At 74.1% G+C, this 23,577-nt stretch carries 15 protein-coding genes; 11 read left to right on the top strand and 4 right to left on the bottom strand.

Features of this window, described 5'->3' with window-relative positions:
* Positions 1 to 59 precede the first annotated feature (59 nt).
* Complete coding sequence (locus tag ACGFRF_RS25875; protein ID WP_393743764.1) at positions 60 to 2,501, bottom strand: SpoIIE family protein phosphatase; 2,442 nt, start codon at positions 2,499 to 2,501, stop codon at positions 60 to 62.
* Positions 2,502 to 2,723: 222 nt separating this feature from the next.
* Here ACGFRF_RS25875 and lanKC point away from each other — a divergent pair, with 222 nt between their 5' ends.
* The 4 genes from lanKC (at position 2,724) to ACGFRF_RS25895 (ending at position 9,423) form a co-directional block, all read left to right on the top strand.
* Complete coding sequence (gene lanKC, locus ACGFRF_RS25880; protein WP_393743766.1) at positions 2,724 to 5,327, top strand: class III lanthionine synthetase LanKC; 2,604 nt, start codon at positions 2,724 to 2,726, stop codon at positions 5,325 to 5,327.
* A gap of 61 nt (positions 5,328 to 5,388) precedes the next feature.
* A complete protein-coding gene (locus ACGFRF_RS25885; RefSeq protein ID WP_055704589.1) occupies positions 5,389 to 5,502 on the top strand; it encodes a SapB/AmfS family lanthipeptide in 114 nt (37 codons plus the stop codon).
* A 100-nt stretch (positions 5,503 to 5,602) separates the two neighbouring features.
* Complete coding sequence (locus ACGFRF_RS25890; RefSeq protein WP_393743768.1) at positions 5,603 to 7,330, top strand: ABC transporter ATP-binding protein; 1,728 nt, start codon at positions 5,603 to 5,605, stop codon at positions 7,328 to 7,330.
* Entirely contained in the window at positions 7,330 to 9,423 is a 2,094-nt protein-coding gene (locus ACGFRF_RS25895) for an ABC transporter ATP-binding protein (protein ID WP_393743770.1), read from the top strand. Before ACGFRF_RS25890 ends, ACGFRF_RS25895 begins: the two co-directional genes overlap by 1 nt.
* Here ACGFRF_RS25895 and ACGFRF_RS25900 read toward each other — a convergent pair whose 3' ends face one another.
* Positions 9,424 to 10,032, bottom strand: a complete 609-nt coding sequence (locus ACGFRF_RS25900; RefSeq protein WP_393743772.1) for a LuxR C-terminal-related transcriptional regulator — start codon at positions 10,030 to 10,032, stop codon at positions 9,424 to 9,426.
* A gap of 384 nt (positions 10,033 to 10,416) precedes the next feature.
* Here ACGFRF_RS25900 and ACGFRF_RS25905 point away from each other — a divergent pair, with 384 nt between their 5' ends.
* Complete coding sequence (locus ACGFRF_RS25905) at positions 10,417 to 12,558, top strand: SpoIIE family protein phosphatase (protein ID WP_393743774.1); 2,142 nt, start codon at positions 10,417 to 10,419, stop codon at positions 12,556 to 12,558.
* A 155-nt stretch (positions 12,559 to 12,713) separates the two neighbouring features.
* Here the strand turns inward: ACGFRF_RS25905 and ACGFRF_RS25910 are convergent, their stop codons facing one another.
* Positions 12,714 to 14,138: a S1 family peptidase gene (locus ACGFRF_RS25910; protein ID WP_393744261.1), complete on the bottom strand. Its 1,425-nt coding sequence runs from the start codon at positions 14,136 to 14,138 to the stop codon at positions 12,714 to 12,716.
* A gap of 199 nt (positions 14,139 to 14,337) precedes the next feature.
* Between ACGFRF_RS25910 and ACGFRF_RS25915 the strand changes: the two genes are divergently transcribed.
* The 5 genes from ACGFRF_RS25915 to ACGFRF_RS25935 all read left to right on the top strand — a co-directional run bounded on the left by ACGFRF_RS25915 (position 14,338) and on the right by ACGFRF_RS25935 (position 21,407).
* Complete coding sequence (locus ACGFRF_RS25915) at positions 14,338 to 14,751, top strand: PaaI family thioesterase (RefSeq protein ID WP_393743775.1); 414 nt, start codon at positions 14,338 to 14,340, stop codon at positions 14,749 to 14,751.
* Between the two features lie 453 nt (positions 14,752 to 15,204).
* Positions 15,205 to 15,420, top strand: coding sequence for a type A2 lantipeptide (locus ACGFRF_RS25920; RefSeq protein ID WP_393743777.1), 216 nt, complete (start codon positions 15,205 to 15,207; stop codon positions 15,418 to 15,420).
* Between the two features lie 134 nt (positions 15,421 to 15,554).
* Positions 15,555 to 16,361: an HlyD family efflux transporter periplasmic adaptor subunit gene (locus ACGFRF_RS25925; protein WP_393743778.1), complete on the top strand. Its 807-nt coding sequence runs from the start codon at positions 15,555 to 15,557 to the stop codon at positions 16,359 to 16,361.
* Positions 16,358 to 18,580, top strand: a complete 2,223-nt coding sequence (locus ACGFRF_RS25930) for an NHLP family bacteriocin export ABC transporter peptidase/permease/ATPase subunit (protein ID WP_393743780.1) — start codon at positions 16,358 to 16,360, stop codon at positions 18,578 to 18,580. The genes ACGFRF_RS25925 and ACGFRF_RS25930 overlap by 4 nt, the downstream gene beginning before the upstream one ends.
* 1 nt (position 18,581) lies before the next feature.
* The gene (locus ACGFRF_RS25935; protein ID WP_393743782.1) at positions 18,582 to 21,407 is read left to right on the top strand and encodes an NHLP bacteriocin export ABC transporter permease/ATPase subunit; all 2,826 of its coding nucleotides are present in this window, start codon (positions 18,582 to 18,584) and stop codon (positions 21,405 to 21,407) included.
* On the opposite strand, the gene ACGFRF_RS25940 is transcribed toward ACGFRF_RS25935, so the two are convergent.
* Positions 21,404 to 22,219, bottom strand: coding sequence for a ribonuclease BN (locus ACGFRF_RS25940; RefSeq protein ID WP_393744263.1), 816 nt, complete (start codon positions 22,217 to 22,219; stop codon positions 21,404 to 21,406). The genes ACGFRF_RS25935 and ACGFRF_RS25940 overlap by 4 nt on opposite strands.
* Before the next feature lie 280 nt (positions 22,220 to 22,499).
* Here ACGFRF_RS25940 and ACGFRF_RS25945 point away from each other — a divergent pair, with 280 nt between their 5' ends.
* Complete coding sequence (locus tag ACGFRF_RS25945) at positions 22,500 to 23,546, top strand: galactosyldiacylglycerol synthase (RefSeq protein WP_393744265.1); 1,047 nt, start codon at positions 22,500 to 22,502, stop codon at positions 23,544 to 23,546.
* Positions 23,547 to 23,577 lie beyond the last annotated feature (31 nt).

Raw genomic sequence — 23,577 nt, forward strand, 5'->3', positions numbered from 1 at the left:
TCGCGGAGCGCGCCTCTCCAGGCTGCCTGAACGGCTCTCCTGCGCACCCGAGTGGCGGGTCAGCCGTCGGGTACGAGGTCCGCCCAGACCTGCTTGCCGCCACTGACCGGGATCGTGCCCCAGGCCGCCGACACGGCCTCCACCAGCAGGATGCCCCGGCCGCCGGTGGCCTCCCAACCGATGCTGGCGGGCTTGACGGGGCTGCGCGGCGAGGAGTCGGCGACCGCGAGCCGCAGCCGGTGGTTGACCAGGCTGAGGTCGAGCCGGACCGGGCCGCCGGTGTGCACGAGGGCATTGGTGACGAGTTCGGAGACCACGAGCAGGGCCGCGTCGAGGGTGTCCCGGGAGGCGCCCCAGGTGCGCAGGGTGCGCCGGGTGAAGCGGCGGGCGTGACGGACCGCCTCCGGCACCCGCCACACCGTCCAGCTCTCGCGCAGCGGCCGTACGGCCATGCCGTCGTAGCGCATCAGCAGCAGGGCCACGTCGTCGCCGCGGTGGGCGCCGGTGAGCAGGGCGTCGGCGACCAGGCCGAGGTGCCCGGGGTCGGCGGCGGCCAGTTGGCCGGCGAGCCGGTCCATGCCCATGTCGATGTCGGCGTCGGCGGACTCCACCAGGCCGTCGGTGGTCAGCGCGATCACCGTGCCGGGCTGGAGCCTGAGCGGGGTCATCGGGAACTCGGCCTGGCCGAGCACACCGAGCGGCGGACCGCCCTCGGCCTGCATGATCTCGACCGAGCCGTCCGGGTGGCGCAGCACGGGCTGCAGATGGCCGGCCCGCACGCACCAGGCGGTGCCCTGCTCCATGTCGACGTCGACGTAGCCGCAGGTGGCGAAGAGGTCGGTCTCCATGTCCAGCAGCAGCCGGTTGGCGTGGGCGACGACGACGTCGGGGGTGTGGCCCTCGACGGCATAGGCGCGCAGGGCGGTGCGCATCTGGCCCATCAGGGTGGCGGCGCCCGCGTTGTGGCCCTGGACGTCACCGATGACGAGGGCGACGTGATTGTCGGCGAGCGGGATCACGTCGTACCAGTCGCCGCCGACCTCCAGGCCCTGGGTGGTGGGCAGGTAGCGGGCCACGGCGACCGCGCCGGGCAGCCGGGGCAGGCGACGGGGCAGCAGGGTGCGCTGGAGCATGCCGACCAGTTCGTGCTCGGCGTCGAAGGCGTGGGCGCGCAGCAGGGCCTGACCGGTCAGGCCGGCGCAGGCGGTGAGCAGGGCACGTTCGTCGGGGGCGAAGTCGTGCGGGCGGTCCCAGCCGATCAGGCAGGCGCCGGCCATGTGGCCGCCGGCGGGCAGCGGCAGCACCGCGAGACCGCCGGGGCCGACCTCGGCGAGGGCGGGCTCCAGCGGGCTGCCGGCGGGCCAGATCCGGGCGCGGCCCTCGCGCAGCGCGGCGGCCAGCGTGGGCATGGCGCGCACCGGCGCGTCGGGCCACTCGGTGCGCCACTCGCTGCGCCACAGCTCGGGCCAGGCCTCGGGCTGGGGCGGGTCGAGGACGGTGACCACCAGCCGGTCGTTCTCCAGTTCGGCAAGGGCGATCCGGTCGGCCTGCAGCGGCTTGCGCAGGGCGGCGACGACGGCCTGGCCGACGTCCTTGACGGTGCCCGCGGTGGCCAGGGAGGCGGCCAGGCGCTGCACCCGGGCCACGTCGGTGACATCGGAGCGCAGGGTGGAGGCATCGGCGACGGTGCCGACGAGCCGGGCCGAGCGGCCCTCCCCGCCGGGCACCAGCCGGCCGCGCAGCCTCAGCCACTTGGGCGGGCCGGACGGCTGCAGGATGCGGAACTCCAGCTCACGGTCGCCGATGGACATGTGGTCGGCCTCGACCACGGACATCAGCGCGGGCAGGTCCTCGGGCACGGTCCGTCCGAGCAGGGTCTCCACCCGGCCGTCGAAGCCGTCCCGGCCGATCCCGAACAGCCGCAGGATCGCGTCGCCGACCTCGACCCGGCCGGTGTCCATGGTGAGGCTGAAGGCGTCGGGGGGCAGTTCGCCGGTGTCGTCGGCGGCCTGCGGTGCGGGGACGGTGATCGCGCCGGCGATCAGCTCCAGGCAGGCGCGGTCGTCGGTGCCGAAGCCGCCGGGGTGCTCGCTGACGGCCAGCAGACAGCCGCAGCCCGCCGGGCCGAGCGGCAGCGCGGCCAGGGAGAAGTCACCGGACGGGGTGCGCCGCGCCTCCGGGCAGCCGGCCAGTTCCGCGGGGCCGAGCCACAGCGGCCGTCCGGTGCGGTGGGTCTGGGCGGCCGGGGAGCCGCCCGCGGCCGGGTAGCCGTCGCGGAGCCCGTAGAAGGTGCGGGGCAGGCCCGCCGACTCGGCGAGGAACAGATGGGACGGGTCGTCGCCGGGCGTGTACACACCGGCGAAGGACGCCCCGGCGAACACGAGGGCCTGTTCGAGGGCGCGGTGGAGCCGGTCCGGCGTGGCGTACCCGGTGAGCGTTTCGAGGGCGGCTTCGGCACGCTCCGTCCTCGTTCTGCTGATCGCAGCGCCCTCACTGACCACGTCGCCATTACAGCGCGTGTGGGCCGCCTGCGCAGCCCCTGTGGACAAACCGGGTGCCGTGGGGTCGACTCGCCCGGCCTCCCCACCCATCGCTCGAAAGCCGCCGAACACATCTTGACCCGTGAGTTCCGCACGTCGATCTCATGACAGACGCTACTGTCCGCGACCGTACGGCTGCTGCGAGTGTCTATCCGTCACCCACGGACGAGGGACGGGAGGCGCATGGACAAGCGCTACGAGGTGTACGCGCTCGCCGACGGGCACTTCTACGACACGCCCGACCGGCTCTCGGCGGACGACGGGGAGCCCGCGCCGCTGTTCGCGACGGCGCGTCGCGCCGTACCGGAGGGCTGGCACGCGATCCGCACCGGCGACTGGCTCACGCTGACCCCGCTCGGCGCGGACGGTCTGCCGCTCCCGTCGCCGGCGCAGGGCTGGAAGATCCACTCATCGGCGACCGCGGCGAACGCGGAGCGGATCGCCGGGATCGTGTGGGACTACTGCGTACCGCGCCGCATCCCGTTCAAGTTCGTACCGGGCCCGCACCTGCTGCACCTGCGCAACGCCAAGTACGCGGGCCGCGACACCAGCGGCAAGTTCGTCACGGTCTACCCGGCCGACGAGGAGCAGCTGCGGCGGACCCTGGAGGAACTGGGCGCGCTGCTCGAGGGGTGCGAGGGCCCGTACGTCCTCACCGACCTGCGCTGGCACGACGGTCCGCTCTACGTCCGCTACGGCGCCTTCGCCCGCCGGTACGTGGTCGACGAGCGCGGCACGCTGGTCCCGGCGGTGACCGACGGCTCGGGGCGTCTGGTGCCCGACCGGCGGGCGCCGTCCTTCCAGGTGCCGCCGTGGGTGACACTGCCGGAGTTCCTGCGGCCGCACCTCGACGCCCGGAACACCACGACGGTCGGCGACCTGCCGTACCGGATCGAGAAGGCCCTGCACTTCTCCAACGGCGGCGGCGTGTACGCGGGCACCGACACCCGGGACGGGCGCCGGGTGGTGCTCAAGGAGGCCCGGCCGCACGCGGGCCTCGCCGCCGACGGCGCGGACGCGGTGGCCCGGCTGGAACGGGAGAAGGCCGCGCTGGAACGGGCCGCCGGGACCGGTGTGGTGCCCGAGGTGCGGGACTGGTTCACGCTGGGCGAGCACCGGTTCCTGGTCATGGACTTCCTCGACGGCCGCCCCCTCAACTCCTTCTTCGCCGAACGGCATCCGCTGCTCACCCCCGACCCCGACCCGGCGAAGGTCGCCGCCTACACGGCGTGGGCGCTGCGCGTGCACGCGGCGGTGGAGCGGGCGGTGGCGGCCGTGCACGCGCGCGGTCTGGTCTTCAACGACCTGCACGTCTTCAACATCATGGTGGCCCCGGACGAGGAGTCGGTCTACCTCATCGACTTCGAGGCCGCCGCCCCCGCCACGGAGAACGCCCGCCAGACCGTCGCCCACCCCGGCTTCTTCGCCCCGCCCGACCGGCGCGGCACGGACGTAGACCGCTATGCGCTGGCCTGTCTGCGGCTGGCCCTGTTCCTGCCGGTGACCACGCTGTTCGTGGTGGACCGGGGCAAGGCCGCACACCTCGCCGAGGTGATAGCCGAGCAGTTCCCGGACGTGCCGCGCGCCTTCCTCGACGAGGCCGTCGCCGAGATCACCCGGGATCCGGCGGGACGTCTGCGCAGCAGGACGGCGCCGCCCGTGGTGCCGGGTGACTGGCCCTACAGCCGGGACTCGATGGTGAAGGCGATCCTCGCCTCCGCCACCCCGGAACGCGACGACCGGCTCTTCCCCGGTGACATCGCCCAGTTCTCCGACGGCGGCGGCCTCGGTCTCGCGCACGGCGCGGCCGGGGTGCTGTACGCGCTCCAGGCGTCCGGGGCCGGCCGGTACGACGAGGGCGAGCGCTGGCTGCTGGACCACACCGCCCCGCCGCCGCCCGGTACCCCGCTCGGGCTGTACGACGGCCTCGCGGGCGTCGCCCTGGTGCTGGACCGGCTCGGCCACCGGCAGCGGGCATCGGACCTGGTGGCCGGCATCCTGCGGGAGAACTGGCAGAGCCTCTCCTCCGACCTGCACGGCGGCCTGGCCGGACTCGGCCTGGTGCTCGGCCGGCTGGCGGCCACGACCGGCGACGGGGAGCTGCGGCAGCGCGCCGCCGAGGCCGCCGACCTCCTCGTACGGCGCCTCGCCGAACCGGTGCCGGACACCCCCCGCCGACGCGCCGGGCTGCTGCGCGGTGCGAGCGGGCCCGCGCTGTTCCTGATCCGGTGGTACGAGGAGACCGGCGAGGACCGCTTCCTGAGCGCGGCGGCCGAGGCGCTCCGCCGTGACCTGGCCTGCTGCGTGGTGCAGGAGGCGGGTGGCGGCCTGGAGGTGGACGAGGGCCGGCGCACCCTGCCCTACCTCGGCGACGGCAGCGCGGGCATCGGGCTGGTCCTCGACGACTACCTGGCACACGCCGGCAGCCGGCGGTTCGAGGCCGCCCGGGCGGGCATCCTCACCGCCGCCACCTCCCGCTTCTACGCCCAGCCCGGCCTCTTCCAGGGCCGCGCCGGACTGATCCTGCACCTCGCCCGCAGCTCCGCCCCGGGGGCCACCCCGCAGCGGCTGGAGCAGCAGATCGCGGGGCTCGGCTGGTTCGCGATGGCGTACCAGGGGCAACTGGCCTTCCCCGGGCACCAGATGATGCGGCTCTCCATGGACCTCTCCACCGGTACGGCAGGCTGCCTGCTCGCGCTCGCCGCGGCCCGCGATCCCCAGGGCACCGCGCACCTGCCGTTCCTGCCGCCCCCGACGGCGGCCCGCACACGCGGCTCCGCGACCTGACGGAGTCGTGACACAACGCCCGTCCCCGAGACAGGGACCGACACAGGGAAAGGACCCCATCATGGCACTTCTCGACCTGCAGACCCTCGAGTCCGAAGAGCACACCCACACCGGCGCGAGCACCGCGAGCCTGCTCTCGTGCGTCTCGGCGGCGAGCGTTCTGCTCTGTCTCTGACCGGGCCGGCGAGTCCACGGCTCCGGACGGCCACCTCCCCGTCGGAGGGGGCCGTCCGGAGCCTTCCCGTTCCCGTCCGACCCGAGCGAGGCAGCAGCCGATGACCCTGTGTCCCGACGGCACCCCTTCCTCTCCCCCGGCCGGCCGTGCCCTGTCCCGAGCGGTGCTGCGGCACACCGGCGGCCGGTGCGCCGCGCTGTGCGCGGTGAGCACGGCGGCCACGGCGGCGGGTCTGCTGCTGCCCGCCCTGCTCGGCCACACCCTCGACCTGCTGCTGGAACGCGTCCCGGCGGCCCGCTGGGTCGGCTGCTGTGCCGGGCTCGTGCTGCTGATCGCCCTGCTGGAGGGCTGTACGGGTGTGCTCGCGAGCACGACCGACGCGGCCGCCACCGCGTGGCTGCGCCGCCACGCCACCGGGCACGTGCTGGCGCTGGGACCGCGCGCGACGGCCCGGTTCGGCACCGGGGACCTGGTGGCGCGGCTGGTCGGCGGCGGGACGCAGGCCGGGACGGCACCGGGCGCGGTGGCCGCGCTCCTGGCCGCGCTCGCCGGGCCCGTCGGGGGTGTGGTGGCGCTCGGCCTGATCGACCCGTGGCTGGCGGCCGTGTTCCTGGCCGGGGCGCCGATCCTCACCCTTCTCCTGCGGGCCTTCACCCGTGACACGTCGGCCTGTGCGGCGGAGTACCAGCGGGTGCAGGGACGGATCGCGGAGTCCCTCGCCGAGGCGGTCGGCGGTTTCCGTACGATCCGGGCCGCCGGCGCCGAGGACCGCGAGACGGCACGGGTGCTCGCGCCGCTGCCCGAACTGTCCCGCGCCGGGCACCGTATGTGGCGGGTGCAGGGACGGGCCGCCGCGCAGGCGGTCACCGTGGCACCGCTGCTGAACCTGGGCGTGCTGGCGGTCGCCGGACTGCTGCTCACCCGGCACCGCCTGTCGGTCGGCGAGGTGCTGGCCGCGTCCCGGTACGCGGCGCTCGCGACCGGTGTCGGCGTGCTGGTCGGCCGGCTGGCGGCGCTCGGCCGGGCCCGCGCGGCGATGGACCGGCTCGCCGAGGTGCTGGCCGCGTCCGCACCCGGACACGGCACCCGCAGCCTGCCGCCCGGCCCCGGCCGCCTGGAGCTGCGGGGAGTCACCGCCCGACGGGGCTCGCGCACGGTCCTGGACGGTATCGACCTGATCGTCCCGGGCGGCACCACGCTGGCCGTCGTCGGCCGCTCCGGTACCGGCAAGTCCCTCCTCGCGGAACTGGCCGGCCGGCTCGCCGACCCGGACGCGGGCGAGGTCCTCCTCGACGGTGTCCCGCTGCGCGAACTCACCCACACCGAGCTGCGCCGCGCCGTCGCCTACGCCTTCGAACGTCCCGCACTGCTCGGCACGACGATCGAGGACACCATCGCCTTCGGGCTCACGTCCCCCTCCCCCGCCGACGTCCGTTCCGCCGCCCGCGCGGCCCGGGCCGACGATTTCGTCCGCCGCCTGCCCGACGGCTACGCGACCCGCATCACCGACGCTCCCCGCTCCGGCGGCGAGTCGCAGCGGCTCGGCCTCGCCCGCGCCTTCGCCCACGGCGGCCGGCTCCTCGTCCTCGACGACGCCCTCTCCAGCCTCGACACGGTCACCGAGCACGAGATCGCCCGGTCCCTGCTCGCCCCGGGCCCGGGCCCGACCCGCCTGCTCATCGCCCACCGCCCCACCACAGCGGCCCGCGCCGACACCGTGGCCTGGCTGGACGCCGGCCGCATACGAGCGGTGGGAACGCACCGGGCGCTGTGGGAGGACGCGGGGTACCGGGCGGTGTTCGCGGACGGAACGGAGACCTGCGGCTGATGGACACGCGCGGGCAGGCCCGGCGGTTCGTCCGGGCGCGGTGGCGGGTGCTGGTCCGGCTCGGTGCCTGGTCCGTGCTGGAGGCGGGGCAGACCTTCGTCGTCGGATACGCCCTCGCGCGGGCGCTGGACACCGGTTTCCTCACCGGCGACGCGCGGGCGGGTCTGCTGTGGCTGGGGGCCGCGGGGCTCGCCGTGGCCGTCGGCGCGTACGGGACCGGGCGGGTCTACGGCGTGGTCGCCGCGCTGGTCGAGCCGGTCCGGGACCGGCTGGCGACGGCGGTGGTCGCGCGCGGGGTCAGGGAGGCGGACCCGGGGACGCTGTCCGGGCTGACCCAGCAGGTGGAGATCGCCCGGGACGCGCTCGCCGGGCTGGTGATGGTCTCCCGCTCGTTCGTGATCACCTCCGCCGGTGCCCTGATCGGCCTGTTCTCGCTGGCGCCGCTGCTGCTGGCGGTGGTCCTGCCGCCGCTGCTGGCCGGGGTGACCCTGTTCGCGGCGACGCTCGGGCCGCTGGCCCGCCGTCAGGAGGCGTTCCTCGCCGCGGACGAGGCGCTGGCCGGGGAGTTGGGGGCGGTGTGTCCGGGGCTGCGGGACATCACGTCGGCCGGTGCCGAGGCGCGGGTCACCGTGGACACCGGGGAGCGGATCGACGCGGAGCTGGGGGCCGCCCGCGCGCTGGCCCGCTGGAGCGTGGCCCGCGTGGCCGCACTGGCGGTGGGAGGCCAGTCGCCCGTGGTGCTGCTGCTCGCCGCCACGCCCTGGCTGCTCGGCCACGGCGTCACCCCGGGCGCCCTGGTCGGGGCGCTCGCCTACGTCACCCAGTCCCTGCTGCCCGCCCTGCACAACCTCGTCCACGGCCTGGGCACCGGCGGCTCCCGCCTCACGGTGGTCCTGCGCCGCTTGGCCACGCCACCGGCGGAACAGACACCGCCCCCTCCCACTCCGGCCGAGCCCGCCCTTCCCCAGCCCGCACCGGCACAGCACCTGACCCCGGAGCAACCACCGGACACCCGACCGCTCCCCCCACCGCCGCTCCCCCCACAGCCACCGCCCCCACAACCCCCGGCCCCCCATCCACCCGCCCGACAACCAACCACCACCCCGCCTCCCGCTGGACACCCGCCGATCGGCCAGCCACCCACTGAGAACCCGCCGATCAGCCAGCCACCAGCCGGCACCCGTCCGGCCCCACCCTCACCGGCCCCCCAGCCACCGGCCCGACAACCAACCACCACCCCTCCCCCCGCTGAGAACCCGCCGGTCGCTCAGTCACCCGCCCGGCCGTCAGCTGGGCTTCGGGGGGCGGGGGTGCGGCTGTCGGCGGCAGGGCGGGTGGGGGCGGACGCGGTGCCGGGGTCCGGTGCGCCCGCGCTCGCCCTTGCCTCCGTCGCCTTCGCCTACGGTCCCGCGAGCGAGCCCGTGCTGGACGGGCTCGACCTCGCCGTCCCGGTGGGCGGGCATCTGGCCGTCGTCGGGCCGAGCGGGATCGGCAAGTCGACGCTCACCGGGCTGGTCGCCGGGCTGCTGCGGCCGGTGCGCGGCACGATCCGGGTGTACGGGCACGCCGTACCGGCACCGGCCGCGGCCGCCCTGCGCGTGCTGATCCCGCAGGAGGCCTACGTCCACGGCGGCACCCTGGCCGAGAACCTGGCGCTCTTCCGTCCGGACCCGGTGCCGGAGGCGGAGTTGCTGGCGGCTGCCGAGGCCGTCGGACTGACCCCGCTGCTGCGGACGCTGGGTGGGCCCGGTGGCCGGGTCGAACCGGCGGCGCTGTCGGCGGGCGAGCGGCAGCTGATCGCGCTGACCCGGGCCTATCTGTCCGCCGCCCCGCTCGCCCTGCTCGACGAGGCGACCTGCCACCTCGACCCGCAGGCCGAGGCGCGCGCCGAGCGGGCCTTCGCCGCACGCCCGGGCGGCACCCTGGTGGTCGTCGCCCACCGGATCAGTTCCGCCCGCCGCGCCGACCGGATCCTCGTCATGGACGGCCCGCGCACCTCCTGCGGCGCGCACGAGGAGCTGCTGCGGACCTCGGCCCTGTACCGGAACCTGGTCGGCGGCTGGGCCACACCCCGCGCGCCGCTGCCCGGCTAGTCACACCCAGCCTTCCCCCCGCGATATCCGGATCGCGTCGATCCGGTTGCGTGCGCCGGTCTTGCGGGTGATGGACGCCATGTAGTTGCGGACGGTGCCGTGGGACAGATGCAGGCTCCCGGCGATCTCCGCGATGGACGCGCCCCCGGCCGCCAGCGACAGCACACTCAGCTCGCGTCTGGTGAGCGGCATCTGTGCCGCCTTGAGGAAACCGAAGCCCAACGAGGCATCGATGAAACGTTCCCTCTCCGCGACGCTCCTGATCGCGCGCACCAGGCGGTCGGGGGACCCCGCCTTGTCGACGAAGCCGAGCGCACCGGCCTCGGCGGCCCGCTTGAGCAGTCCCGGCCGGTCCGCGCGCGCCAGCACCACGAGCGCCGGCGGCCTTCCCCTGGAGCCGGACGGGCACAGATCGCCCAGCGGTGGCGCCCCGTGGCCGTCGGTGGAGTCCAGGTCCGCCGCGCACACGTCCGGGCATAAGGACCGCACCCGCGCCGCGGCGCCGCCCCACGGGGTGTCGTCCACGTCGAGCCCGGGATCCCGGCGCAGCCATTCCGCCAGGACCGATCGCACCAGACTCGTGTCGTGCACCAGAAGCACCCGGATCACTACCCCGCCCCCTCGGTCGGTCGCCGTACCTTCGTTCGCTTCCCGTCGCCGTGCCGCGTCGCCGTCCGTCCCGTTCGTGGCCCGCCCCGACTGCCTGGGCGCGGTAAGCGCGTGCCCATTCTTGGGCCCGATCATCGTTCGCGGGCGCGGAGAACCGGCCATCGCGGTGCGCGGGGGCGCACACAGGGCGCCCGTGTGCCGCCCCGCGCATCCGCTGCCGGGGCATGGGTCCGGGCGTCCGGGGTATGCGAAGGCATCCGTCACGAGGGGTTCGTCACGAGGGCCCGGCTCGAGGGCACGGGCGCGCTCGCCATGCGCGGGGCGCGCCCGCGCGGGAGTCTTGTCCCTTAGAGCGACGCGCGGCCGTACGAGGAGGTGGTCGGCGTGTCCGACGGGCCGGGTCCGGGACGGGAGCCGGCGGCCGACGGGGCGTCGGCCGGGCAGCCGGTGCTGTCGCTCGCGCTGGCCTCGATGCTGGAGGAGGTGCACGCGCACTCCGGCGCGGTGTACCTGCTCAGGCCCGACGAGCCGGTCCTGGAGCTGACGGTCATGGCGGGCATGCCCCGGGCCTTCGCGGCGCCGTGGGAGCGGGTGGGACTGAGCGCGCCGATCCCGGTCGCGGACGCGGCGCGTGAGCGGCGACTGGTGTGGGTGGGCGGCGAGGACGAGATGGCCCGCCGCTATCCGCGGGTCTCAGTGGTGCTGCCCTACTCGTTCGCGCTGGCGGCGGTGCCCGTGGCGACGGAGCACCAGGTGTACGGCGCGGTGTTCGTGACCTGGCCCGGTGCCCGTCCGCCGGAGCTGTCCGACGGGGAGCGGGAGCATCTGACGGCGGCCTGCGCCCGGCTGGCGCTGCGACTGGAGCGGGCCGCCGAGGAGAACCGGCCGGTGGGCCCCGAGAGCGATGTGCTCGCGGCACCGGTGTCGGGCGTGGCGGGCACGCTGGGCTCGTCGGAGGCGGCGCGGCTGGTGTCCCGGCTGCCCTACGGGCTGATGTCGCTGGATCTGCACGGCAAGATCGGCTTCGTCAACGCGGCGGCGGCCGAGCTGCTCGGCAGACCGGCCGGGGAGCTGCTCGGCGCACCGCTGTGGGCGTCGGTGCCCTGGCTGAACGACCCGGTGTACGAGGACCGTTACCGGGCGGCGCTGCTCAGCCAGCAGGTGATGTCCTTCGTGGCGCTGCGCCCGCCGGGCGACTGGCTGTCGTTCCGGCTGTACCCCAGCACGACCGGGCTGAGCGTACGCATCGGCCGGGCCCGGGCGGTGGCGGATCTGGTGCCGGGGGCGACGGAGGCGGATGCCCACCCCGCGCGGCTGGTGACGATCTCCCAGCTGCTGAGTCTGGCGGGTGCGCTGACCGAGGCGGTGAGCGTGCAGGACGTGGTGCAGATGGTCTGGGACGAAGTGGCCCCGGCGGTCGGCAGCCAGGCTCTGGTGCTCCTCCGCTCGCAGGGCGGGCGGCTGCACGTGCTGGGCCATCGGGGGTATGCGGACGCGTACGTCGTGGAGCGGTTCGACGGACTGCCGCTGAGCGAGCGCACGCCGGGGACGCAGGCGCTGAACAGCGGGGTGCCCGGGTTCTTCGACTCCCGGGCGCATCTGGAGCGGCTGTATCCGAGCCGGCACGAGACCCCCGACGGCTTCGCGGCCTGGGCCTTCCTGCCGCTGATCGCGTCCGGGCGGCCGGTGGGCACGTGCGTGCTGGCGTACGCCGAGCCGCACACCTTCCCCGCCGACGAACGGGCCGTGCTGACGTCCCTCGGCGGACTGATCGCACAGGCCCTGGAGCGGGCCCTGCTCTATGACGCCAAGCACCGGCTGGCGCACGGCCTGCAGCAGGCGCTGCTGCCGCACTCGCTGCCCGCGCTGCCCGGCCTCGAGGCGGCGGCCCGCTACCTGCCCGCCACCCACGGCATGGAGATCGGCGGCGACTTCTACGACCTGGTGCCGGCCCGGCCGCTGGCGGCGGCGGTGATCGGGGACGTCCAGGGGCACAACGTGACGGCGGCGGGCCTGATGGGACAGATCCGCACCGGGGTGCGCGCGTACACGACGGTCGGGCAGGCGCCGCACGAGGTCATGAGCAGCACCAACCGGCTGCTGATCGACCTCGGTACCGAGCTGTTCGCCAGTTGTCTGTACCTGCGGCTGGATCCGGCGCGCGGGCGCGCCGTGATGGCGCGCGCAGGGCACCCGCCGCCGCTGCTGAGACGGCCGGACGGGCGGGTGCGGGTGCTGGACCTGGCCGGGGGCCCGCTGCTGGGGATCGACGCGGCGGCGGTCTATCCGACGACCGAGGTCTCGCTCGCGCCCGGCTCGGTCCTCGCCCTCTACACCGACGGTCTGGTGGAGTCCCCCGGCATCGACATCGAGGACGCCCTGGTGGAGCTGGGCGGGCTGCTCTCGGAGATCGGCGACCGGCCGCTGGAGGACCTCGCGGACGAGGTCCTCCGGCACAGCGCGGCGGCCCGGGAGCGGCTGGACGACGTGGCGCTGCTGCTGTTGCGGGCATGCCCCGACGCCTGACATCCCGAGTCGGCGGTGCCGCCGCGGCCCGCCTGGTGTGACCCACCTGCTGTGGGCCCGTCCGCTGTGACCCGGCCCTCCCCCCGAAGGGCCGGGCCGGTCCCTGCCGGCCGGAACCGCGCCGAGGCCGGCAGGGGTGCGGGCGTGCTCCCGGCTCAGTGCGTGTCGGTGAGGGACGAGCCGTCGTCCGCCGAGCCGGTTCCCAACTGGTCGCCGGCCGAGCCACTGCCGGACTGGTCGCCGCCCGGGGCGGACGGGTCGGCGCCACCACCGATCTGGTCGCCGCCGGCACCGGCCTGGTCACCCGCACCGGCCTGATCACCGGCACCCGCCTGGTCACCGGCACCCGCCTGATCACCCGCACCGGCCTCGTCACCGGCACCCGCCTGATCACCCGCACCGGCCTGGTCGCCCGCACCCGCCTGGTCACCGCCGCCGTTGCCGCCGGCGCCGAGGCTCGCGCCGGTGGCCTGGAGCGCGGTGGTGACGGGCTGGAAGAAGGTCTCGCCGCCGCTGGTGCAGTCGCCGCTGCCACCGGAGGTGAGGCCGAGGGCGCTGCCGTCCTGGGTGAACAGGGAGCCGCCGCTGTCGCCCGGTTCGGCGCAGACGTTGGTCTGGATGAGGCCGGTGACGGTGTCGACGCCGTTCGGGTCGGTCTCACTCTGGAAGTTGACGGTGGCGTCGAGGCCGGTGACCTGGCCGTTGTGCAGACCGGTGGTGGACCCCATCCGGAACACCGTCTCGCCGACCGTGGCGTCGGCGGCCTGGTTGATCTGCACGGTCTGGCCGTTGCCGGCGTTGACCTCGCTGGGCGCCTGCGTGCCGGCGTCATTGTACTTGACCAGCGCGAAGTCGTTGCCCGGGAAGGTGGCCTGGTCGACGGTGGCGATGGGCCGGCCGGTCTCGGAGTCGGACCAGTCCTTGGCGGCGACGCCGCAGTGACCGGCCGTCAGGAAGGCGGGGCTGCCGTCGGACGCGGTGACGTTGAAGCCGAGGGAGCAGCGGACGCTGCCGCCCTGGACCTGGGAGAAGATGGCGTCGCCGCCCGAGACGAAGGTCTTGAAGGTGCCGGCGGACTTCTTCAGGGTCGCCATGCCGGAACCGAGGCTGCGCACGGTCGACTCCAGCCGGTTCCACTTGGCGCCGGTGACCGTGGAGTCGGCGGTGACCAGGACCTTGTCGGTACGCGGGTCGACGGCCCAGGCGGTGCCGGGGATCGTCGCCCTGGCCTTCAACGTCCTGGCGGCCGCCGTGAGTTCGGCGATGCTGTTGTCCACCTGGCGGACGACCGCGCCCGCCTTCTTCGCCTGGACGATGACGTTGTCGTCGCCGCTGACCACGTTGACGACGAGTTGCTGTTTGCCGCTGTCGTAGTACGACCCGGCGAAGGCGTCGCCGAGGATCTTCTCCAGCTGGGCGGCGAGGTCCGAGGCGTCCGCGGACTTCAGGGTCTTCGCGGTGCCGGTGGCGCCGGACGCCTGGTCCGTGTCCTGGGACGCGTTGGCGTGCGGCAGCAGAAGGGCCGCCGCTCCGAGTGCCGCGACACCGCCCACCGCTATCGCGGCCTTGCGCTTGGGCATTCGCTTGTGACTCAAACTTCTCGACCTCCTGGGGACGGGGGTCTGCCGCTGTCGGGCAGTTCGTATCGGGGCGCCTGGATGGCCGTTGGTACGCACCGGCCGTGCGGTGCGTTCAATTCCGTTTCGCCCCGGCCGCGTTGCGGGGGCGAATCGGCCAGGCTCCGCGTGTCGTGGCGGGCGGCCGGGAACAATCCCCCATATGACGATGACCACCGCCGAAGCCGACAAGATCCTCTCCGCGAACTTCGCCCCCTGGGTGCTCGATCTCGGGCTCGCCGTCGAGGCGGTGGGCGAGGACCGGGCCGTGCTGCGGCTGCCCTGGTCGGAGCGGCTGGCCCGGGAGGGTGGAGGGCTGTCGGGGCAGGCACTGATGGCGGCCGCCGACACGGCGACGGTGATCGCGGTGTCGGCCGCGCGGGGTGGGTTCGTGCCGATGACGACGGTTCAGCAGTCCACGACGTTCCAGCGGGCGGTGACCGGTTCGGATGTCCTGATCGAAGCGGTCCTCACCAAGCTGGGCCGCCGGACGGCGTTCGCGGACATCGCCCTGAGCGACGCGGAGTCGGGTGCGCTCGCGGCCCGGGCGAGCACGGTCTACGCGATCCTGGGCTGACACGATCAGTCACCGATCGATCACGGTCTGCTTCTGACGCGTACCGGAATCCCGGCTTCAGGGAATCTCCACATTGAATGCTCAACCAAGTCATCGCCGCCAGCGGATCTGCACATCCGCACGCCCCCCGGTACGCCTTTGACGCGGAGTGCCGGATTCGCCGTACGGGGGGCAAGAGCCTCGGCGCGACGATGCCGTGCGGCATGTGAAGGAGTCGCCGACATGCCGTGCGCACGCCTGCACGGATGAGCCCCCACGGGAGCCAAGTGCCCAGGTGAGAGCGGTGGTTGATTGGAAGCTGGCCCTGCGTGCGTGCTTTGATCCATCGCACCGCAGGGGGCGCCCGGGTCCCCGGAGACGGGTGCCCGGCGCCTGCGGTCGCGGCCGTCCGTCTGTCCCCAGAGGGGGCCGCTCTCCCCCTTGTGAAATATCCATATGAAGGGAAGTTCCACCATGAACTCCACCCCCCAGGTCGAGACCGTCGAGATCTCGGACGCCGAGCTGGACAACGTCTCCGGCGGCCTGTCCGTGAACGCCCTGACCACCGTGACCGGTGCCGTCAACGGCATCGCCCCGGTTGCCGGCCTGGTCGACACGGTCGTCGGCACCGTCGAGGGTGTCACCGGCCTGAACACCCAGCCGGTCACCAACCTGGTCGCCGGTCTCTGATCGCACCTCGGGTCACCTTGGTCCCGGAGCCGTCCCTCGGCTCCGGGGCTCTTGGGTGCCCGCAGGAGCCCGACGGCCCCGTCGGCGTGCCCTTGTCGTCGTAACGATGTCTCTCCTCGGGTGAGGGAAGTTCCGTGCAGTTCCGCCAACAGGCCCTCGCCAAGCTCCAGTCACCGGAAGAGCTGGACCTTCCGGTGCGTCTCGCCCGTCCGCAGGGCTGGCTCGCGCTGGGCGTCACCGTCGTCGTCATGGCCGCGGCCTCCGTCTGGGCGGTGACCGGGTCGGTCGCCTCCACGGTGAGCGCGCAGGCCATCCTCACGCACGGGCAGGGCAGTTATCTGCTCCAGAGCCCCGTGGCCGGCCAGGTGACGGCCGTTCTCGCCCGGCAGGGCCAGCGGCTGCCGGCGAACGCGCCCGTCCTGGAGGTCCGTACCCCGCAGGGCACGTCCGTGGTCCGTACAGTGGCCGCTGGCCGGGTCACCACACTCGCCGCCACCATCGGCCAGATCATCCGGACCGGCACGAATGTGGCCGCGGTCGAGAAGGTCGCCCACGCCTCCGACCCGCTGTACGCGACCGTGTACGTGCCCGCCGAGAACGCCGCCGCCATCCCGGCGCACGCCTCCGTGGACCTCACCGTGTCCTCGGTGCCGAGCCAGAAGTACGGCGTGCTGCGCGGCCGGGTGAAATCGGTGGACCGCACGGCGCAGTCCGCCCAGTCCATCGCCGCGTTCCTCGGCGACAGCCAGCTCGGCGAGCAGTTCACCCGCAAGGGCCGCCCGGTGGCCGTCCTCGTCGAGCTGGACGAGTCGAAGGCGACGAAGAGCGGTTACCGCTGGTCCACCACCGAGGGGCCCCCGTACGCGCTCGACTCGATGACCCTCGCCTCCGGTTCGGTCGAGCTGGCCGAACAGCGCCCCGTCGATTGGCTGCTCCCGTGACCACCACGCAGGAAACCCGTGGCCGCAGACGGGCCGCCCCGGCCAAGCGGCCGGTCCCCAAGCCCCGTGCGGGCGCCGTCCGTACCCCCACCGTGCTGCAGATGGAGGCCGTCGAGTGCGGCGCCGCCTCCCTCGCCATGGTCCTCGGCCACTACGGCCGGCACGTCCCGCTGGAGGAGCTGCGCATCGCCTGCGGTGTCTCCCGCGACGGCTCGCGCGCCAGCAACCTGCTGAAGGCGGCGCGCGGTTACGGCCTGACCGCCAAGGGCATGCAGATGGATCTGGCCGCCCTCGCGGAGGTGCGCTCACCGGCCATCCTCTTCTGGGAGTTCAACCACTACGTCGTCTACGACGGCATGGGCCGCCGCTTCGGCCGGCGCGGCGTGTTCGTCAACGACCCCGCCAAGGGCCGCCGTTTCGTGCCCCTGGAGGAGTTCGACGGCAGCTTCACCGGCGTCGTGCTGGTGCTGGAGCCCGGTGAGGGCTTCACCAAGGGCGGGCGCAGGCCGGGCGTGCTCGGCGCGATGCCGGCCCGGCTGCGCGGCACCGCCGGCACCCTGCCGGCCGCCGTGCTGGCCAGCCTGCTGCTGGTCGCGGTGGGGGCGGCCGTACCCGCGCTCAGCCGCACCTACATCGACCTGTTCCTCATCGGCGGGCAGACCTCGCTGCTGGGTGTGCTGTTCGCCTCGATGGCCACGTGTGTGCTGCTGTCCCTGGTGCTGACCTGGCTCCAGCAGGCCAACCTGCTGCACGGCCGGATCATCTCCTCCACCCTCTCCAGCGCCCGCTTCCTGCGCCATCTGCTGCGGCTGCCGGTGACGTTCTTCGCGCAGCGTTCCCCCGCCGACCTGGTGCAGCGGCTGCAGTCCAACGACCAGGTCGCCGAGACCCTGGCCCGCGACCTCGCGGCGGCGGGCGTGGACGCGATCGTGGTCGTGCTGTACGCCGTCCTGCTGTACACCTACGACCCGCAGCTGACGTTCGTCGGCATCGGCGTGGCCCTGCTGAACGTGGTGGCGATGCGGCTGGTCGTACGGCTTCGGGCGACCCGCACGGCGAAGCTGCGCGCGGACACGGCACGGCTCACCAACACCTCGTACACCGGCCTGCAGCTGATCGAGACGATGAAGGCGACCGGCGGGGAGGACGGCTACTTCCGCAAGTGGGCCGGGCAGCACGCCACCACGCTGGAGGAGCAGCAGCGGCTCGGGGTGCCGAGCGCCTGGCTGGGTGTGGTCGCGCCGACGCTGGCCACCTTCAACAGCGCGCTGATCCTGTGGATCGGCGGCATGCGGGCCGTCGAGGGACACATCTCGATCGGTCTGCTGGTCGCCTTCCAGGCGCTCGTCACCCGCTTCACCGCACCGCTGACCCGGCTCAACGGCGTCGCCGGCCGCATCCAGGACTTCGCGGCCGACGTGGCCCGGCTGAAGGACGTGGAGAACTTCCAGGCCGACCCCCTCTACGCCCGCCCCGGCGGGAGCGACTCCACCCGCCGGCTGCACGGGCACGTGGAGCTGGAGAACGTCACCTTCGGCTACAGCCCGCTGGACCAGCCGCTGCTGACCGGCTTCGACCTCACCGTGGGCCCCGGGCAGCAGGTGGCGCTCGTCGGCGGCTCCGGCAGCGGCAAGTCCACCGTGTCCCGGCTGATCTCGGGCCTGTACGCGCCCTGGGACGGCGTGATCCGCATCGACGGCCGCCGCCTGGAGGACATCCCGCGCGGCGCGCTCGCCTCCTCCGTCTCCTTCGTCGACCAGGACGTGTTCCTCTTCGAGGGCTCGGTCCGCGACAACGTGGCCCTGTGGGATCCGTCGATCCCGGACGAGGCCGTGGTGGAGGCGCTGAAGGACGCGGCCCTGTACGACGTGGTGATGCGCCGGCCCGGCGGCATCCACAGCAGGGTCGAGCAGGACGGCCGCAACTTCTCCGGCGGCCAGCGCCAACGCCTGGAGATCGCGCGGGCGTTGGTGCGGCGGCCCAGCATCCTCGTGCTGGACGAGGTCACCAGCGCGCTGGACGCGGAGACCGAGCTGGTCGTGATGGACAACCTGCGGCGGCGCGGCTGCGCCTGTGTGGTGATCGCCCACCGGCTGAGCACCGTCCGCGACAGCGACGAGATCGTCGTGCTCCAGCACGGCACGGTCGTCGAGCGCGGGCGGCACGAGGAGCTGGTGGCGCGCGGCGGCGCGTACGCCGCGCTGGTCAGGGAGCGGTGAGATGACGACTGTTCAGGAGGGGCACGAAGGCGACCTCGTCCTCGGCGCGCTCGGCTCGCTGGGCACACGGCTGGACTGCGCCGGTCTGAGCCGTCTGGACCTGGAGGGTCCGCAGGTGCTGTGGCTGGTCGCGGCCGGCGCCCTGGACCTGTTCGCGGTGGACGCCGCCCAGCAGGGCCACTGGCACCACCTCGGCCGGCTGGAGGCGGGCGCGCTGTTGCTCGGCCCGGTCGCCGGACCCGCGCACACCCTGGTGGCCCGCCCGGTCCGCGACTGCGTGGTGCACCGCGTCAACCTGCGCGAGCTGTACCAGCCAGCGCACACCCAGACCTGGTCGTACGACGAGTACGGCAACCCGCAGTACGTGCCGCCGGCGTCGAGCCCGCTGGAGTACGCGGTCGCCCTGGGCGTGGGCCGCGGCCTGTCCGTCCTGTTCCAGGCGCCGATGGCCAAGGAGCGGGCCGCCGCTCCGGCCGACGACGACGTGTTCTGGATGCAGGTGCCCCCGGGCAGCGTCCAGTACGGGTCGCTGTACGGCGCGGAGGCCGCCGCCGACCTGCTGATGGATCCGGCGCTGTGGCAGAGCATGGTCGACCAGCAGTACCGGCTGCTGACCGCGCTGGACCGGTGGATCGAGCAGCTGGAGCGCACGCACGAGACGCGCACGGCCGCCGGGATCAAGGCCGGTGAGGCGGTCCGCGCGCAGGCCGACCAGACCCTGCTGGCCTCCATCGGCAAGCGCTCGGCCCGCCGGGCGACGGCCGCCGACGCGGACGCCACGTACGCGGCCTGCAAGCTCGTCGCCGAGGCGGCCGGGATCACGCTCGCCGGGCCCGCGCAGAGCGGCACCGAGAGCGACCGCCTGGACCCGGTCGAGCGGGTGGCGCTGGCCTCCCGGGTGCGCACCCGGGCCGTACGCCTGGACGGGCGCTGGTGGCGGGAGAACGTGGGCCCGCTGGTCGGGCAGCGGGCGCTGTCCGGGGCGCCGGTCGCGCTGCTGTGGCGGCGCGGCGGTTATGTGGCCGTACAGCCCGCGACCGGCCGTGAGACGCCGATCGAGAAGGCGAACGCCGAGGAGTTCGAGCCGCGCGCGGTGATGTTCTACCGGCCGCTGCCCGACAAGGGGCTCGGACCGCTGGGACTGCTGCGGTTCAGCCTGCGCGGCACCCGCGGCGATCTGCTGAACCTGCTCCTGGCGGGTCTGGTGACGGTGGTGATCGGCGCGCTGGTGCCGATCGCGACGGGCAAGGTACTGGGCGAGTACGTGCCGAAGGCCCAGGAGGGCCTGATCGTCCAGGTGTGCCTGGCGGTGATGGTGAGCGGGGTGGTGGCGGCGGCGTTCACGCTGCTGGAGAACCTGTCCATCCTGCGGCTGGAGGGCCGTATCGAGGCGGCGCTGCAACCGGCCGTCTGGGACCGGCTGCTCAGGCTCCCGACCCGGTTCTTCACCCAGCGCTCGACCGGTGAACTGGCCAGTGCTGCCATGGGCATCAGCGCGATCCGCCGGGTGCTCGCGGGCGTCGGGCCGGTGGTCGCCCAGTCGGTGACGGTCGGCGCGATGAACATCGGTCTGCTGTTCTGGTACAGCGTGCCGATGGCGATGGCGGCGATCGGCATGCTCGTCGTCATCGCGGCCGTGTTCCTTGGGCTCGGGCTGTGGCAGGTGCGCTGGCAGCGACGGCTCGTGGTGCTCGGCAACAAGCTGAACAACCAGGCGTTCCAGACCCTGCGCGGCCTGCCCAAGCTGCGGGTCGCGGCGGCGGAGAACTACGCGTACGCGGCCTGGGCGCGCCAGTTCGCGCGCAGCCGGGAACTCCAGCAGAAGGTCGGCCGGATCAAGAACCTCACCACGGTGCTGGGCGCGGTCTACCTGCCGGTGTGCACCCTGCTGATGTTCATGCTGCTGGCGGGTCCGGCGCGGGGCGCGATGTCGGCGGCGGCGTTCCTCACCTTCAACACCTCGGTGACGATGGTGCTGACCTCGGTCACTCAGCTCACCGGCTCCTTCGTCTCGGCGGTGGCCGCGCTGCCCCTCTTCGAGGAGATCAAGCCGGTCCTGGACGCGACCCCCGAGGTGCGCACGGCGAGCACCCGCCCCGGCCCGCTGTCGGGCGCCGTCGAGGCCCGCCGCCTCTCCTTCCGGTACGCCGACGACGGCCCGCTCGTCCTCGACGACGTGTCCTTCGCCGTCCGGCCCGGCGAGTTCGTGGCGGTCGTCGGCCCCAGCGGCTGCGGCAAGTCCACCCTCCTGCGGCTGCTCATCGGCTTCGACAGGCCGGTGTCGGGCAGCGTCCTGTACGACGGCCAGGACCTGGCGGCCCTCGATCAGTCGGCGGTCCGCCGCCAGTGCGGAGTGGTCCTCCAGCACGCCCAGCCCTTCACCGGCTCCATCCTGGACGTCATCTGCGGCACCGAGCCGTACACGCCGGAGGAGGCGATGGCTGCGGCGGAGCTGGCGGGGCTGGCGGAGGACATCCAGCGGATGCCGATGGGGCTGCACACGATCGTCGCGGGCAACGGCGCAATCTCCGGCGGGCAGCGCCAGCGCCTGATGATCGCCCAGGCCCTCATCCGGCGCCCCCGCATCCTCTTCTTCGACGAGGCCACCAGCGCCCTGGACAACGACACCCAGCGCATCGTCATCGACAGCACCCGCAAGCTGAACGCCACCCGTATCGTCATCGCCCACCGGCTGTCCACGGTGCTGGACGCCGACCGGGTGATCGTGATGGAGGACGGCAAGGTCGTCCAGCAGGGCACACCGGCCGAACTGCTCGCGGACACCGGGGGCCGGCTGCACGAGCTGGTGCGCCGGCAGATGGCCTAGTCGGTCTCGGCCTCGTCCGGCTCGTCCTCGCCGTGGTCGTGGGACGGCATCCAGTGGTGCTCGCAGAACCAGCGGCCGAACAGAGCGCCGCCGTAGATGACGAAACCGACGCCGATGAGCCAGGACTCGACCACGAGCACGGTGCCGACGGCGCCGTAGCTGAGGGCGTTGGTGACGATGAGCGGGGTGAAGACGAGGGAGGAGAAGGCGCGCAGACCGGCCAGCCCGATGACCGTGGCGAGCGCGCCCGGCAGCAGGGCGCGCCAGCGGACCTGGCCGCCGAGCAGGAAGCGCTGCCCCCACCAGAAGAACAGCACGCCGCTGGCCGTGGACAGCGCGATCCGCTGGATCCCGTGCAGCGCCGTCTTCGTCGCCACCTCCTGGTAGAGGTACGCCGTGAGGACCACCAGCCACGTCGCCTGGCGCCAGACCCGGTGCCAGGGGCCGGCGGCGAGGCCCCAGATCCGCTCGTAGGCGTTCTGCACGCTGCCGCCGAAGGACACGCCGAAGACCACGAGCAGCACCGCGCTCCACACGCTGGTGGCGCCGATGACGTTGCGCGGGGGGCTGATGACGTCGGTGATCACACGGGCGGACTTGCCCGACAGCCCCATGCCGTCGGTGAGCCACGAGGCGAACCCGCCCCGCACCAGGGGATCCGCGGCCGCGACCACGATCAGCAGCGGCGCCAGCGTCACCAGGGCCAGCGTCGCGAACCCCATGGCCCGGTGCATCAGTTCCAGCTCACGGCCGTGCGCGAACAGGGCCCCGATGCGCAGCCACTCCCTAGCGCGGTGCAGGCCGCGCCGCAACCAGCTCACGGCTCCTCCCGTGCTCGCCGCCCCTACGCTCTCCTGTGCCGATTCCTGCGCCGCGGCGCGGACCGGGCGGCTCCCTCGAGGACGGCAGGCACCGGCACGGCGCCACGGTGCGCGGCCCGGACCGTCCGATCCCGCGACACGACCGGCGAGTCCGCCGTTTGCCGGTCCCGTCACCGGAGAATCGGACCCCGTGCGTACTCCTGCCGAGGTGCCCCGCCCCGCGCCGCGTTCGCCGGGCGGCCGGCGACGGACGCTGATCGTGAGCGCGAGCATGGGCGCCGGCCATGACACCGTGGCCGCCGAACTCGCCCGCCGTGCCGCGGCGTCCGGGCACGAGCCGCATGTCGTCGACGTGCTGCGGCTGCTGCCGTACGGCCTGGGCGGCGGGCTGCGCCGCTGCTACCAGGGCTCGGTGCGGCACGCCCCCTGGGTGTACGCCGGTGTCTACGGGGCGTTCCTGCGCGGCGGCTCCGGCCCGCGCCCCAGCGGGGTGCCGCTGGCCCGGCTCGCGGCCGGCCGGCTGACGGACCTCGTGGACCGGCTGGACATCGACGTGGTGGTGTCCGTCTTCCATCTGGCCGCACAGCTGACCGGGCATCTCAGATCCCGGGGCGGACTGCGGGTGCCGAGCGCCGTCTTCGTGCTCGACTTCGCCGTGCACCGGCAGTGGCTGCACCCCGGCAACGACCGGTACCTGTGCCTGACGGACCAAGCGGCGGCCGAGGTGCGCCGGGCGCTGGGCGGGCCCGCGGTGACGACCGGCCCGGTGGTCGCGCCCGCCTTCCTGGCGCCGGGCGCCGGAGCGGCACGCTGGCGGGAGCGGTTCGCCCGGCGGGCGCCCGGCCGGCCGCCGGTGCTGCTGTCCGCGGGTGCCTGGGGCGCGGCGTCCCGTGCGGCTGACACGGCCCGGCTGCTGGCGGGTGCCGGCTATCTGCCGGTCGTGCTGTGCGGCCGCAACGAACGGCTGCTCGCCCGGGTGTCCCGGGTGCCGTCGGCGGTCGCCCTGGACTGGGTCGACGACATGCCCGGCCTGCTGGCGGCCGCGTACGCCCTGGTGGACAACGCCGCCGGCCAGACCGCCGTACAGGCCCTGGCGGCGGGGCTGCCCGTGGTGGGGCACCGGCCGCTGCCCGGCCACGGGGCGGACGGGGTACGGCGGATGGCCGCGCTCGGCCTGTCGGAGTTCACCACGGACGGGGCCGGCCTGCTGGCGGCACTCGGCAGGCTCTCGGAGACCGGGCCGGAACGCGCGGAACGGGTGGCCCGCGGCCACGCCCTCTTCCGCCGTGATCCGATGGAGTGCGTGGCCGGGCTGTGAGGCGGCGAGCTGGGGGGCGGCAGCCGTTCGC

Source organism: Streptomyces sp. NPDC048521 (assembly GCF_043199855.1).
In the GTDB taxonomy this organism is placed as follows: domain Bacteria; phylum Actinomycetota; class Actinomycetes; order Streptomycetales; family Streptomycetaceae; genus Streptomyces.